Origin of the sequence: Mycolicibacterium alvei (assembly GCF_010727325.1) — a bacterium.
Classification (GTDB): domain Bacteria; phylum Actinomycetota; class Actinomycetes; order Mycobacteriales; family Mycobacteriaceae; genus Mycobacterium; species Mycobacterium alvei.
Genome location: NZ_AP022565.1, coordinates 4,120,859 through 4,134,354 on the forward strand (window position 1 = coordinate 4,120,859; position 13,496 = coordinate 4,134,354).

At 66.3% G+C, this 13,496-nt stretch carries 14 protein-coding genes; 9 read left to right on the forward strand and 5 right to left on the reverse strand.

What is annotated here, in order from left to right; genetic code table 11:
* Positions 1 to 46: 46 nt before the first annotated feature.
* From leuA to G6N44_RS19655, 3 genes are all read right to left on the reverse strand, one after another.
* Complete coding sequence (gene leuA, locus G6N44_RS19645; protein WP_163666760.1) at positions 47 to 1,855, reverse strand: 2-isopropylmalate synthase; 1,809 nt, start codon at positions 1,853 to 1,855, stop codon at positions 47 to 49.
* A 177-nt stretch (positions 1,856 to 2,032) separates the two neighbouring features.
* Positions 2,033 to 3,331 (reverse strand): magnesium transporter, encoded by a 1,299-nt coding sequence (gene mgtE / locus G6N44_RS19650; protein ID WP_163666762.1) that lies wholly within the window; start codon positions 3,329 to 3,331, stop codon positions 2,033 to 2,035.
* Between the two features lie 40 nt (positions 3,332 to 3,371).
* Complete coding sequence (locus G6N44_RS19655) at positions 3,372 to 4,430, reverse strand: lytic transglycosylase domain-containing protein (protein WP_179964414.1); 1,059 nt, start codon at positions 4,428 to 4,430, stop codon at positions 3,372 to 3,374.
* A 215-nt stretch (positions 4,431 to 4,645) separates the two neighbouring features.
* Between G6N44_RS19655 and G6N44_RS19660 the strand changes: the two genes are divergently transcribed.
* From G6N44_RS19660 to G6N44_RS19690, 7 genes are all read left to right on the forward strand, one after another.
* Complete coding sequence (locus G6N44_RS19660) at positions 4,646 to 4,861, forward strand: hypothetical protein (RefSeq protein WP_163666765.1); 216 nt, start codon at positions 4,646 to 4,648, stop codon at positions 4,859 to 4,861.
* Between the two features lie 109 nt (positions 4,862 to 4,970).
* Positions 4,971 to 5,288, forward strand: a complete 318-nt coding sequence (locus G6N44_RS19665) for a hypothetical protein (protein WP_163666766.1) — start codon at positions 4,971 to 4,973, stop codon at positions 5,286 to 5,288.
* Positions 5,267 to 5,701 (forward strand): hypothetical protein, encoded by a 435-nt coding sequence (locus tag G6N44_RS19670; RefSeq protein ID WP_235682819.1) that lies wholly within the window; start codon positions 5,267 to 5,269, stop codon positions 5,699 to 5,701. The genes G6N44_RS19665 and G6N44_RS19670 overlap by 22 nt, the downstream gene beginning before the upstream one ends.
* Positions 5,694 to 6,512, forward strand: a complete 819-nt coding sequence (locus G6N44_RS19675) for a hypothetical protein (protein ID WP_163666768.1) — start codon at positions 5,694 to 5,696, stop codon at positions 6,510 to 6,512. Before G6N44_RS19670 ends, G6N44_RS19675 begins: the two co-directional genes overlap by 8 nt.
* A 263-nt stretch (positions 6,513 to 6,775) precedes the next feature.
* Positions 6,776 to 8,089, forward strand: coding sequence for a cytosine permease (locus G6N44_RS19680; RefSeq protein WP_163666770.1), 1,314 nt, complete (start codon positions 6,776 to 6,778; stop codon positions 8,087 to 8,089).
* On the forward strand, positions 8,086 to 8,775 hold the full coding sequence (gene biuH, locus G6N44_RS19685) for a biuret amidohydrolase (RefSeq protein WP_163666772.1): 690 nt from the start codon (positions 8,086 to 8,088) through the stop codon (positions 8,773 to 8,775). Before G6N44_RS19680 ends, biuH begins: the two co-directional genes overlap by 4 nt.
* The gene (locus G6N44_RS19690; protein ID WP_163666774.1) at positions 8,772 to 9,494 is read left to right on the forward strand and encodes a GntR family transcriptional regulator; all 723 of its coding nucleotides are present in this window, start codon (positions 8,772 to 8,774) and stop codon (positions 9,492 to 9,494) included. Before biuH ends, G6N44_RS19690 begins: the two co-directional genes overlap by 4 nt.
* 27 nt (positions 9,495 to 9,521) lie before the next feature.
* Here G6N44_RS19690 and G6N44_RS19695 read toward each other — a convergent pair whose 3' ends face one another.
* Positions 9,522 to 10,457 (reverse strand): UTP--glucose-1-phosphate uridylyltransferase, encoded by a 936-nt coding sequence (locus tag G6N44_RS19695; RefSeq protein ID WP_163666776.1) that lies wholly within the window; start codon positions 10,455 to 10,457, stop codon positions 9,522 to 9,524.
* Between the two features lie 44 nt (positions 10,458 to 10,501).
* Positions 10,502 to 11,101 (reverse strand): nitroreductase family protein, encoded by a 600-nt coding sequence (locus G6N44_RS19700; protein WP_163666778.1) that lies wholly within the window; start codon positions 11,099 to 11,101, stop codon positions 10,502 to 10,504.
* Positions 11,102 to 11,188: 87 nt separating this feature from the next.
* Between G6N44_RS19700 and G6N44_RS19705 the strand changes: the two genes are divergently transcribed.
* Positions 11,189 to 12,454, forward strand: a complete 1,266-nt coding sequence (locus tag G6N44_RS19705) for an aspartate kinase (protein WP_163666780.1) — start codon at positions 11,189 to 11,191, stop codon at positions 12,452 to 12,454.
* A 1-nt stretch (position 12,455) separates the two neighbouring features.
* Positions 12,456 to 13,490, forward strand: coding sequence for an aspartate-semialdehyde dehydrogenase (locus G6N44_RS19710; RefSeq protein WP_163666782.1), 1,035 nt, complete (start codon positions 12,456 to 12,458; stop codon positions 13,488 to 13,490).
* Positions 13,491 to 13,496: the final 6 nt, after the last annotated feature.

The window sequence follows — 13,496 nt, forward strand, 5'->3', positions numbered from 1 at the left end:
TGCTCCTTGCAGTTGAGGGTGACGCAGTGATCTACGTCAGCTTCAGCTAAGCACGCGCGGCCCGATTGACGGCAGATACGACTGCTCGAAGTGATGCAGTTGTGATCGAGGTGGCGATGCCTACGCCCCAGACGGTCCTACCGCCGATCGACGCCTCGACGTAGGCCGCGGCCTGGGCCTCTTCACCCGAGGACATGGCGTGCTCGGAGTAGTCCAGCACGTTGATGTCGTAGCCGATCGCCCCCAACGCATCGACGAACGCCGCCAGCGGGCCGTTGCCGGCACCGACGATTTCGCGCTCGACCCCGTCGATCTTCACGATCGCGGTGATCGAGTCCGTCCCGCCGTCTTCTTCGGAAGCATCCACCTTCTGACGCATCCGCTCCAGCGGGGTGATCGGGGCCAGGTACTCCTCGGAGAACGCGTCCCAGATCTCCTTGGGCGACACCTCGCCGCCTTCACCGTCGGTGATCGCCTGGATGGCCTGGCTGAACTCGATCTGCAGCCGGCGCGGCAGCGCCAGACCGTGGTCGGCCTTCATGATGTAGGCGACGCCGCCCTTGCCGGACTGCGAATTTACCCGGATCACGGCCTCGTAGGTGCGCCCGACGTCCTTGGGGTCGATCGGCAGGTAGGGAACTTGCCACAGCAGATCATCAACATCGACGTCAGCCTCGTCGGCATCGAACTTCATCTGGTCCAGGCCCTTGTTGATGGCGTCCTGGTGGCTGCCGGAGAAGGCTGTGTAGACCAGATCGCCGCCGTAGGGGTGGCGTTCGTGGACCGGCAGCTGGTTGCAGTACTCGACCGTGCGCCGGATCTCGTCGATGTTGGAGAAGTCGATCTGCGGATCGATGCCGCGGCTGAACATGTTCAGGCCCAGCGTCACCAGGCAGACATTGCCGGTGCGCTCGCCGTTGCCGAACAAGCAGCCCTCGATCCGGTCGGCACCGGCCTGGTAGCCCAATTCGGCTGCGGCAACACCGGTTCCGCGATCGTTGTGCGGATGCAGGCTCAGGATGACCGAGTCCCGACGCGCCAGGTTGCGGCTCATCCACTCGATCGAGTCCGCGTACACGTTGGGGGTGGCCATCTCGACGGTGGCCGGCAGGTTCAGGATCACCGGGTTCTGCGGGGTGGCGCCCAGGGTTTCGGTGACCGCGTCGCAGACGTCCTTGGCGTAGGACAGTTCGGTGCCGGTGTAGGACTCGGGGGAGTACTCCCAGCGCCAGTTGGTGCCCGGGTACTTCTCGGACTCCCGCAGTACCAGTTCCGCGGCGTCGGTCGCGATCTTCTTGATCGCGTCCTTGTCGGCGCGGAACACCACCCGGCGCTGCAGGATCGAGGTGGAGTTGTAGAAGTGCACGATCACGTTCTTCGCACCCCGGCAGGCCTCGAAGGTGCGGGTGATCAGCTCGGGGCGTGACTGGGTCAGAACCTGGATCGTCACGTCGTCAGGGATCGCGCCCTGTTCGATGATGTCGCGGACGAAGTCGAAGTCGGTCTGGCTGGCCGACGGGAAACCGACCTCGATCTCCTTGTAACCCATCCGGACCAGCAGGTCGAACATGCGGCGCTTCCGCGCGGGGCTCATCGGATCGATCAGGGCCTGGTTGCCGTCACGCAGGTCGACGGCGCACCACATCGGCGCCTTGTCGATCACCGTGTCGGGCCAGGTGCGGTCGGGCAGCCGGATCTCTTCGACTTCCTCGGCGAAGCTGCGGTAGCGGCTCACCGGCATGGACGAGCCGCGCTGGGTGTTCCAGGCGGGCTGACCGGGGTTGGGGACGCCGGCCGGTGTGTTGATCGTGCGGACCGAACTGTAAGCATCGGGCGAGATGTCGGGGGTGGTCATGAGATTTGCTCCGGGAGTTGAGTTGGGGGACTCGACCGGCGCATCGCAAAAACCCGCGACGGGAAGCCGGTCTGGTCAGACCCCGTCGCGGCGTCCGAGAAGGAGCACCCGCTGCACGCGGTCAACTGTACTCCGCGTCAAACCCAGGCCAAAACCCGCGGAGGCCATGAGCTTCCCTCACAAGCCCGCCAACTGCGGCAGGGTCAGATGCGCGATCCCGAAGTAGATCATCAGTCCGGTGCCGTCAACGATGGTCGCGATCATCGGCGCGGACACCACGGCCGGGTCGACCTTCACCTTCTTCAAGGCCAGCGGTAGCACCGACGACACCAGCGACGCCCACATCACGATGGCCGCGACGGTCAGGCACACGGTCAGCGTGACCTCCGGCCCGACGCCCAACGTCCAGGCCCGCACCATCGCCGCGGCTGCCATGGCGACGGCGATCAGCACGCTCGTCGACATCTCCTTGGTGACGATCGCCGGCACGTCGCGGAACCGGATCTGGCCGGTGCCCATCGCGCGAACCAGGGTGGTGGTGATCTGGGTGCCGGTATTGCCGCCTGTTCCGATCAGCAGCGGAATGAAGAAGGCAAGGGCGACAACGGCTTCCATCTCCTGCTCGAAGGCCCGCAGCACCGTTCCGGTGTAGGCCTCGGCGGCGAAGAGAACCAACAGCCACACGATGCGTTTACGCCACAGCAGCCACGGTGAGGCGCGGAGATAGGGCACCTCCAGAGGCTCCGAACCGCCCTGCCGCTCGGCATCCTCGGTCGCCTCCTCCTCGGCGATCTCCACGGCGTCATCCTCGGTGAGGATGCCCAGCAGTCGTCCTTCGGCGTCGATGACCGGCAGTTCGTCGAGCTTGTGATCGATGAGTGTCATGGCCGCCTCCTCGACATCGGTCAGCGGCGCGACGGTGCGGACCTCATCGAGCAAGTCGGCCACCGGCCGATCAGCGGCAGTCAGGACGAGATCGCGTAGCCGCACCGCGCCGAGGAGGACCTTGCCTCCTTCGACGACGTAGACATTCGCCCCGGCCGAGCAGTGCGGCCGGCTCACGGCGTGCTCCCGGATCTGGTCCACCGCCTGAGCCACGGTTGCCGTCGGCGCCACAGTGACCACGTCCGGTTGCATATGAGCCGCGACCGAATCTTCGGGCCAGATCAGCAGGCTGCGCAATACCTTGGCGAGGTCGACAGCCATGGTGCCCAACAGCGAGTCGCGCCGGGAGTCGTCGAGCCGCCGCAGGATTTCGGCGGCGCGCGGAGCGTCGAGCACGCTGAGTAGATCCGCCCCGGTCTGGTTCGGTATCGCCTTGACCACCCTGGCGGCCAGGTCGTCGTCGACGGCCGCGAGTAGTTCGGTGCCGTCACCGTGATCGAGCAATTCACCTAGCCGGCGGCGGTCGGCGGCCGACAGCCCGGTGATCTGACGCAGGTTGATGGAGTCTCGGCCGATCTCGGTGCTGCTCATGTGCCTCCTCGATATCCCCGCACGGCGTTCCGGGTAAGCGTCAGCGCGCACCGCCGGAACGGCCGTTGCCGAACTTGACCTTGGGGGTGGCGGTGCCGGTGTTGTTCCGGGACCCGGTACTTGTGCTCGTGTTGGTGGAGCCCGAGCGCGTATCCGAGGATCCCGGCCGGGGTGTCGCTGAACCGGTGTCCCCGTCGCCGTCTCGACGCACCGCCTTGTCCGGCGTGGCGGTTTGAGCCGGTCCGTCGCCCGATGCGGCGGGGCCGTCGACCGCGCGGACAGCGACGCTCGACGTCGGCGGCGCGGTGAGCGGCGGCAGGTTCGCCGGAGCCACACCGGTGGCGTAGGCCTGCGCCCAGCCCAGCACGTTGGCGACGTAGGCCATGGAGTGGTTGTAGCGCAGCACCGCGGCGGTCCGCTGCAGCTGGTCGCGCAGGTCGGCACCATCGCTGCAGAGGTAGCGGGCCGCGGCCAGGGTGGAATCGAACAGGTTGTGCGGATCGGCCTGACCGTCGCCGTCACCGTCGGCGCCGTGCAGCAGCCACGTGCTCGGCAGGAACTGCATGGGTCCCAGCGCGCGGGCATAGGTCGTGCCGCCGCCAAAGCTGCCGGCGACGATGATCTCGTTGCCCGGCAGTGAGCCGTCGAGGGCGGGGCCATAGATGGGACTGCCGGGGTCACCGCGTTCGTCGGCGGCGCCGCCGAACGCATGCGTGGACTCGACGTATCCGATCCCGGCGAGCAGGTTCCAGGTCACACCGCAGTCGGGTTGGCTCTGCGCCATCATGGCGTCTGCATGCTGATAGGCCGCCAGTGCGATCGCGGGGATGTGCACCGCGCCCAGTGCCTGAACATCCGGGGGTGGCGGTGGCCCCGTCGTGGCCGGCGCCACGGCAGTGGGACGCGCCGACGGCGCCGCCGAGGCCTGGCCGGTGAGGTCGGGCAACGGCAGAACCGCGGCCACCGGCCGTACCCGGTGCTCCTGGACCAGGCCGACCAGGCTGGGCGCGACGGCGACCGCGCTGGTCAACGCCATCCGAACGATCACGGCGAGGCAGGTGGAGGCGTCGCGGAGCGCTTGACGGGCACGGTGGCGCATGGCACCACAGTGACACCCGCGTGGCAGCCTGCCAACTCCCGACGCAACCGGGCCCAATCGCCGCACTTCCCCCGATCGGGGGAATGCGACTTCACCCCGTTGATCGACTGATCATCGGACAGACCCGGGGTCGTCCGGGTCGCATTCTTGTCTCAGTGGCGAAACAAACCGCCAAGAAAATCGAAAAGGCATCTGAGACAGAAGGATTCACGATCATGACCAAGTTCACCAAGGCCCTGGCCCTGCCCATCCTCTCCGCGGGCGTCTTCGGCGCCGTCACACTCGGCCTGGCCGGCACTGCCGCCGCGCAGGAACCGCACGGCGCGGGCAACCTCTACAGCCCCGACACCTACGCCACCCCGGCCCCGGGCATGAAGCCTGGCTGGCACAACCACCACGGCCCGCAGCGGATCACCAGCATCTACGGGTAGGGACAGCAGCGCTGACTCACAGCTTGCGAATCAGGGAGGGCGATCACCTGTTGGTGGGCGCCTTCCCTGCTCACCTTGGCAATCCGGGGAGATCCACGATGGCCTGCGATTGGATTACGACGACACTCCCTTCGCGCCGCATGATCCTGGTACGCACATCATCCGATTCCAAGCAGACCAAGAGGCCCCAGGCTCGTACGAAGTACCGCGAAACTCCGACATGGGTGGAAACGGTCGCTACGACTCGTGGAACGATCCCTTCACAGGTAACGGCTTCACCAAGTCGGGCGATGACGTGATTCCCGAGTACATCGCGAAAGATGTCACCATGCGGGACGGTGCCGAGATGTGGGAGGTCCTTGATGATGGAACACAACGCTTGGTAGCGGTACTGAAGAACAGAGAATGGGTTCCACAGGGAAACTAATGGTAAATATGCTGGTTTCGGGTCCGTACGCCGAGTATTGCGGCAAGCGATTTCTCATCCTGTTCAGTGGTGACGACTGGGTCGCGTTGAGAACCGGGCCGGACATGGAAGTCCCGAACGCGCTCGAGCGCGGCGAATCGCGTCCGGGGACCTTGTACGCCGCGACGTGGGCAAAGGTGGCGACTTCGGCGCTCGATGGGATCGTCGATGTTGAGGTCACCGGAACCCTTGCAGGGCACCGTGTTTCACTGCGGAATCTGTTGTCCGACGGAAGAATTCGAGTGTGGTTCATCGGGGATCCCGCCGTCGCCGAAGTACTCGGGTTGACGGGTGACCGACACGATGGCTGGACCGGCTTCTTCAGCCAGACTGACTTCCATGACATCCAAGTAGAGGAGACCCGCCGTGGCTGACGTCTTGGTTTTGCAGAAGCTGCTCAATGCCTCGGCCGCGTCGGCCATCGTGCAGAACGGTTCCGACCAGGTGGGTGGTTACGTGAGCGCCGCCTCGGCGGTGGCAGTTCTGCGCACCCCGGCGGATGTGTTGGCCGCGCACGGCGTCGAGGGGGCGCCCGAGTTCGTCGATGTTGTGCGGTTCGAACAGCCACGGCTGACGACGTTCGGTGCGCCGACGGCAGAGCAGCGACCGTGGCCGACGTTTCCGAACGGTTTCCTGCGGGGCGACTCGCTGGCGCAGGTCTGGATGATGAGTCGGACGCGTTATTCCTATGGTGCCGAGTATTGGCGTATCCGCTATGACGGTGAGCAGAAGCGGCTTTCACGTTACGAAGGCGCCGCTCGAGGTTGGGTCGGGGCGCAGCGGTGGCGGCCGCCCAGCCCGATAGTCGGGACTTTGGCACGGTGGCGAGGCGGCGAATTCTTCGCCGATGTTGTTGGCGGGGATGTGCTGCTGACGAGCATTGCTGATCAGGCCCCATCCGGATTCGAGCTCGTTCACCCGCGAGTCTGGTCGGCGACCGCCCCGCTGTCGGAGTGTGACGTCTTCGAGCGAGTGTTCACCGCCGAACTCGATGGTGTTCCAGTTCGCTTGCTACGCAACGCTGGTGGTCGAGCTGAAGTCCTTTTGCTCACCGACGACCCGGCCGCGGCGGAGCGGGTCGGCGCAGGCCTTGTCGAGTCTGCGGTCTATGAGGTGGATGTAAACGCGAATCGGCTGGTCCACATGCAGGGTGTCGAGAACCAGTTCGTGCCGACGCGAGGCTGAGTCCCGACGCGAGTGAAACCGGGACCTCGACAGAGTGGTGCGCCAGCGGGTGTTCAACACCTGAACACCCCTGACGGGGAACCATGCAATTGGTCACAGGGGCTGCGACCTGAGCCGATCACTGGGGGTTGACGACGCCGGGCCGGCTCGTGGTGGTGTTGCGGTGACGTAAACCTCGGCGCCGAACGGCCGTGAGCATCCCGTTACGGAACGTTCACCGATAGAAACGCCGGAGAAATCCGTATACCGGACTGTATACAGCCATGGATACAGCGCACGCCGAACATCATTCGGCGCTTGGTGAGGAGTACGAGAACCAGCCGGTCCCGGTGACCGCCCGCAAATCGCTTTTCGCGGTGTCGGCGGTGTGGGTGGGGTTCCCGATGATCATGACCTCGGCGGTGTTCGCCGGCATCGTCGTCTACAACCTCGGCTTCGTCACCGGGATGGCGGCGATCCTCGTCGGCGACCTCATCCTGATGGGTTACGTGGGCACGCTGAGCTACCTGGCCGGGCGCTCCGGCAAGAACTTCGCGCTCACCGCGGCGGACACCTTCGGCGCCAAGGGTTTCCGCATCGTGTCGGCGTTCCTGTCCGCGCTGGTGATCGGCTGGTTCGCATTCCAGACCGGCATGGTGGGCTCGACCCTCAACTTGTCCATGGGGTGGAGCGCGCCGTGGATCACGCTGCTGGCCGGGGCGCTTTTCGTGGCGCTGACGTTCGTCGGCATCCGGGCCATCTCGTGGATCGGGGTGGTGGCATCGGCGCTGTTCATCCCGCTCGGCGCGGTCGCCGTGGTGCTGGCCGCGGGGAACGAGGGCATCGGATCGGCCCTGAGCTATGGCGGCGGAGCCGGGGCGAGTGCGTTCAGCTTCGGTGTCGCGGTGACGATGGTCTTCGCGTGTTTCGCCGATTCGGGCACCATGACAGCCGATTTCACGCGATGGGCCCGCAATGGCAAGGAAGGTGCGCTGGCGGCGTTCGCCGCATTCCCGGTCGCCTACTTCATCGCACAACTGGCCGGCGCGCTCGTGGTCGCTCTCGGCGCCGCCGCAGCGCCGGGCACCGCCGGCGGCGATTTCCTGCACGTACTGGTCAGCGTCGGGGGAGTCCTGGTGCCGCTGGCGATCGTGTTCGTCTTCGTCAACCTGGGCAGCGCATGTGCGCATTGCCTGTACAACGGTGCCGTCGGCTTCGGCAACATCACCAGAAAGAGCATGCGCCAGTTGACGATCGTGCTCGGAATCGTCGGCACCGTCGCCGCCGTCGCCGGCATCTGGTCTTACTTCGCGACCTGGCTCAACATCCTCGGAGTGCTGGTACCCCCGATCGGCATCGTGCTCATCCTCGACCAGCTGGTGTTCTCCACCAGGCGCACGTCGTCGATCGCCGGGCTCTATTGGAAGCCGTTCGCCGCGTGGGCGACCGGGGCCGGGGGAGCGCTCCTGACGCACTTCTACGCACCTCAGCTGTCCGATGCGGTGGTGGCGCTGGTGATCGGCGGACTGGCCTTCACCGCGCTGACCTACCTTCCGGTGCGCGCCGCGCAACCTGTCCTGGCGGGAGAAACCGCGTGACAGTCACGATCGAGGCGAATCCGTACGTCTGGCCCTATGACGGTGCCATCCCCGCTCGTCGAACGGCGTTGATCAACATCGACTGGCAGGTCGACTTCTGCGGCAAGGGCGGATACGTCGACACCATGGGCTACGACCTGTCCCTGGTACGTACCCCGCTCGGCCCGGCTCAGGAGGTGCTCGCCGCGGCCCGCGCCGCCGGGCTGTTCATCGTCCACACCCGTGAGGGCCACCGCCCCGACCTGTCGGACCTGCCCGCCAACAAGCGCTGGCGCTCGGCCCAGATCGGCGCCGAAATCGGCTCGGCCGGTCCATGCGGAAGGATCCTCACCCAAGGCGAGCCGGGCTGGCAGCTGGTACCCGAGATGGCAGCTTTGCCAGGCGAACCCGTCATCGACAAGCCGGGCAAGGGCAGCTTCTACGCGACGGATCTCGACCTGGTGCTACGCAGTCGCGGCATCACACACATCATCTTGACCGGCATCACCACCGACGTGTGCGTGCACACCACCATGCGCGACGCCAACGACCGTGGCTACGAATGTCTCGTCGTCTCCGATGCCACCGGAGCCACCGACCACGACAATCACGTTGCGGCGCTGAACATGATCACCATGCAGGGCGGGGTGTTCGGGGCGCACGCCACCAGCTCCGATGTGGTGGCCGCACTCAAGGAGCTGCAATGACCACGGCCCGGGTCACCGAACAGGTCTCCCTACGCGACCGCGTCTACCTCGATCTCGGCAAGAAGCTCATGGTCGGCGAGATCGACCATCGCACCCGGCTGGTCGAGTCCCAGCTGTGCGAGACGCTCAACGTCAGCCGGACCCCGCTGCGAGAGGCGATTGTCCGCCTGCACGCGGACGGCATCCTCGAACGCAGGCCCGACGGGTACTACCCGGTCGCACTGGACATCCCGGGTGTCCGCGACCTCTACGAGCTGCGGATCACCATCGAACTGCGCGGCATCACCAGGATCCTGGAAACCGATGAGCTGCACTACGACAAGGATCGGCTCTCGGTATTGCGCACGGCGTGGCTGGCGTTGAAAGCCAACCCGCCCCCGTCGGACGGCGACATGGTGCTGCGCGACGAGTCGTTCCACGTCGAACTGTGCGCGGCGTCTGGGAACAACGCGATGGTCGCCACGCTCGATAACCTCAACCGGCGCATCCGGCTGATCCGCATGTACGACTTCGTCACCGAGGAGCGGGTGATCGCCACCATCGACGAGCACCTCCAGATCGTCGACCTCCTCCTCGACGATGAGCTCGACGCCGGCCGCACCGCGCTGCACGAACACGTCGGGGCGAGTTTCGACGTGGTCGAGCGGCGTGCGCTGCGAGCGCTGAGCGCCCGAGCGCTCGGCCAGTCGGTCAGCTCGCTCGAAGCGCTGTGGCGGTAGCGGATATGGGTGACAGGTTCATCTGGGTCAGCCCTCCCCGGTCTCCCGTGAAAGCTTGTGCAGCAGCGGATCTGGCTCATCGGCCAACTGCCGTAACGCGGGGCCGTATTCGGGATGGGCCAACGCGAAGGCGAACTGTGCGACCAGATAGTCGGCCGGATTGCCGGTGTCGTACCAGTGACCTTGGATCACCTGGCCGTAGACGGCGTGATCCCTGGCGTAGGAATTGATCGCGTCGGTCAGGTAGATCTCACCGGTCTGGGTGCCCTCGTACCAACGTTTCGTCTGCTCGCGCAGCTCGTCGATGACACCCGGGGTGATGACGTATCCGCCGATGGCCGCATAGCCGGACGGCGCCTCCACAGGCCGGGGCTTCTCGACGATTCCGGTGATCCGCAGGAGCCCGTCGGCCAGATCTTCCTTCACGATCGGTACGCCGTAGCGGTACGACTGCTCGGGAGCCATCGGCATCAACGCCAGCACCGGCGAAGACGTCTGCTCGTAGGCCCGGATCAGCTGCTGGGCGCGCGGTACCTCGGCGACGAATACGTCGTCGGGCCACAGCACCAGCACCGGCTCGTCACCGAACGAGCGAGACGCATTGAGTACCGGGGTGCCGTTGCCGTACGGCCCGTGCTGATGGAGGTAGGTGATGTGGCCACGGGCAGACAGCTCGCCGACCTCCTCGACCGCGTCGGCATAGGCGTCCTTGCCGTCCGCGCGCAGCTGATCAGCCAGTGTCGTATTCGGTCGAAAATGCTCCTCTATCAAGGTCTTTCCACCGGACACCACAATCGTGATGTCGGTGATGCCGGAGTTGACCAGCTCGCGCACGGTGTGTTCGATGACCGGCTTGTCGCCGACCGGCAGCATCTCCTTCGGGATTGCCTTGGTCAGCGGTAGCAGGCGTGAACCGATCCCGGCGGCGGGGATGACGGCTTTGCGAATGGCCTGTCCTGCCATGTGTTCCTCCCGCAGTGCTTCACCAAAACTAGCCGGTGCGCCCGTCAGCCGAGCGGAATTCCCCAGCGTCCGCCGAATGCAATTTGCTCCAGCGGCCGCCGTTCCCTGGGCCTGCTGTCGCGTTCGACGATCGCCGGGTCGGCCGTCGAGTAGTCCCCCAGCGTGCCCACCGCGATGACGGCCAACGGCCGCACGCCCTCGGGAACCCCGAAGGCTGCCCGCACGCCGTCGACGTCGAAGCCCGCCATCGGATGCGCGATCAGCCCGCGGGACACCGCCTCGACCGTCAGCTGGGCGATCGCCGCCCCGGCGTCGACAGCCGCGTACACCGCCGTCCTCTCATCCTCTCCCTGGTCCGCGCACACCAGAATCAGGGCCGAGGCCGCATGCGCGTAGCTGTTGCCGCGTTTGAGCAGGCCGGTCAATGTAACGAAGGTCTCATCGCCCCGCCGGCCCACGACAAACCGCACCGGCTGCCGGTGACCCCAGCTGGCGGCCCACCGCGCGGCCTCCAGCAGTGCGGTGAGCTGGTCAGCGGCGATAGCGGCGTCGGGGTCGAAGGCCCGAGGGCTCCAGCGGGCCGCGAGATCGGGGTGGATCGGCACGCTGGTGCCGGCCAGGCGGCCGTTCGGCGTGGCAGACACGTCAGCCAAGCTACCGGCGGGGAAAACCGCGTGCGTGTCTCCCTTATCCTGTGTGGGACTCAATCCAGCGTTCTGAAGGGTTTGACAGTGGCGCTCGTCGTACAGAAGTACGGCGGATCCTCGGTATCGGATGCCGATCGGATCCGTCGCGTGGCCGAGCGCATCGTCGAGACGAAGAAGGCCGGCAACGACGTCGTCGTCGTGGTCTCCGCGATGGGCGATACCACCGACGACCTGCTTGACCTGGCCCGTCAGGTCTCCCCGGCCCCGCCGGCGCGCGAGATGGACATGCTGCTGACCGCCGGTGAGCGCATCTCCAACGCCCTGGTCGCGATGGCCATCGAGTCCCTCGGTGCCCAGGCGCGCTCGTTCACCGGCTCGCAGGCCGGCATCGTCACCACCGGCACCCACGGCAACGCCAAGATCATCGACGTCAGCCCCGGCCGCCTGCGCGATGCGCTGGACGAGGGCGTCATCGTGCTGGTCGCCGGGTTCCAGGGCGTCAGCCAGGACAGCAAGGACGTCACCACCATGGGCCGCGGCGGCTCCGACACCACCGCCGTCGCGCTGGCCGCCGCCCTGAAAGCCGACGTCTGCGAGATCTACACCGACGTCGACGGCATCTTCACCGCCGACCCGCGCATCGTGCCCAACGCCCGCCACCTCGACACCGTCTCTTTCGAGGAGATGCTTGAGATGGCCGCGTGCGGCGCCAAGGTGCTGATGCTGCGCTGCGTGGAATACGCCCGCCGATACAACGTTCCGATTCACGTGCGCTCGTCGTACACGGACAAGCCCGGCACCATCGTCAAAGGATCGATCGAGGACATCCCCATGGAAGACGCCCTTCTGACCGGAGTAGCCCACGACCGCGGGGAGGCCAAGGTCACCGTCGTCGGTGTCCCGGACGTACCCGGCTATGCCGCCCGGGTGTTCCGCGCGATCGCCGACGCCGACGTGAACATCGACATGGTGCTGCAGAACATCTCCAAGGTCGAGGACGGCAAGACCGACATCACCTTCACCTGCCCGATGGACAACGGTCCCGGCGCGGTGCAGAAGCTGACCTCGCTGCAGGACGAGATCGGGTTCAGCCAGGTGCTGTACGACGACCACATCGGCAAGGTGTCGCTGGTCGGCGCGGGTATGCGCAGCCATCCCGGCGTCACCGCGAAGTTCTGTGAGGCGCTGGCCGAGGTCGGTGTCAACATCGACCTGATCTCCACGTCGGAGATCCGCATCTCGGTGCTGGTGAAGGACACGGATCTGGATACCGCCGTCGCCGCGCTGCACGAGGCCTTCGACCTCGGCGGCGAGGAAGCGGCCGTGGTCCACGGCGGAACGGGGCGCTGACATGGTTTCGATCGGTGTCATCGGTGCGACGGGCCAGGTCGGCCAGGTCATGCGCGCCCTGCTCGAGCAGCGGAACTTCCCGGCCAGCTCGGTCCGGTTCTTCGCCTCGGCCCGTTCCGAGGGCAGGAAGCTGACCTACCGCGGCCAGGAGATCGAGGTCGAGAACAGCGAGACCGCCGACCCGTCGGGTCTGGACATCGCGCTGTTCTCCGCCGGTGCGACGATGTCGCGCGTGCAGGCCCCGCGGTTCGCCGCAGCCGGTGCCGTCGTCGTCGACAACTCCTCGGCGTGGCGTAAGGACCCGGACGTGCCGCTGGTGGTCTCGGAGGTCAACTTCTCCCGCGACGCCGGATTGCGTCCCAAGGGCATCATCGCCAACCCGAACTGCACCACCATGGCCGCGATGCCGGTGCTCAAGCCGCTGCACGAGGAGGCCGGGCTGATCCGGTTGATCGTGTCGAGCTATCAGGCGGTGTCGGGCAGTGGGCTGGCCGGTGTCGAGGAGCTCGCCTCGCAGACCCGCGCGGTGATCGACGGGGCCGAGCAGCTGGTCCACGACGGCTCGGCGCTGACGTACCCGGCGCCGGTGAATTATGTTGCGCCTATTGCGTTCAACGTTATTCCGCTGGCCGGCGCACTCGTTGATGACGGCTCCGGCGAGACCGACGAGGATCAGAAGCTGCGCAACGAGAGCCGCAAGATTCTGGGCATTCCTGACCTCCTGGTCAGCGGGACCTGCGTGCGGGTTCCGGTGTTCACCGGGCACTCGCTGTCGATCAACGCCGAGTTCGCGCAACCGCTTTCAGTCGAGCGCGCCAAGGAACTGCTGGCCGCTGCGCCGGGTGTGAAGCTGGTCGACGTGCCGAACCCGCTGGCCGCCGCCGGTGCCGACGAGTCCCTGGTCGGCCGGATCCGCCAGGATCCGGGTGTGCCCGACGCGCGTGGCCTTGCTTTGTTCGTGTCCGGTGACAACCTGCGAAAAGGTGCGGCGCTGAACACTATTCAAATCGCCGAGCTGCTGGCCGCCGAGCTCTAAACACAC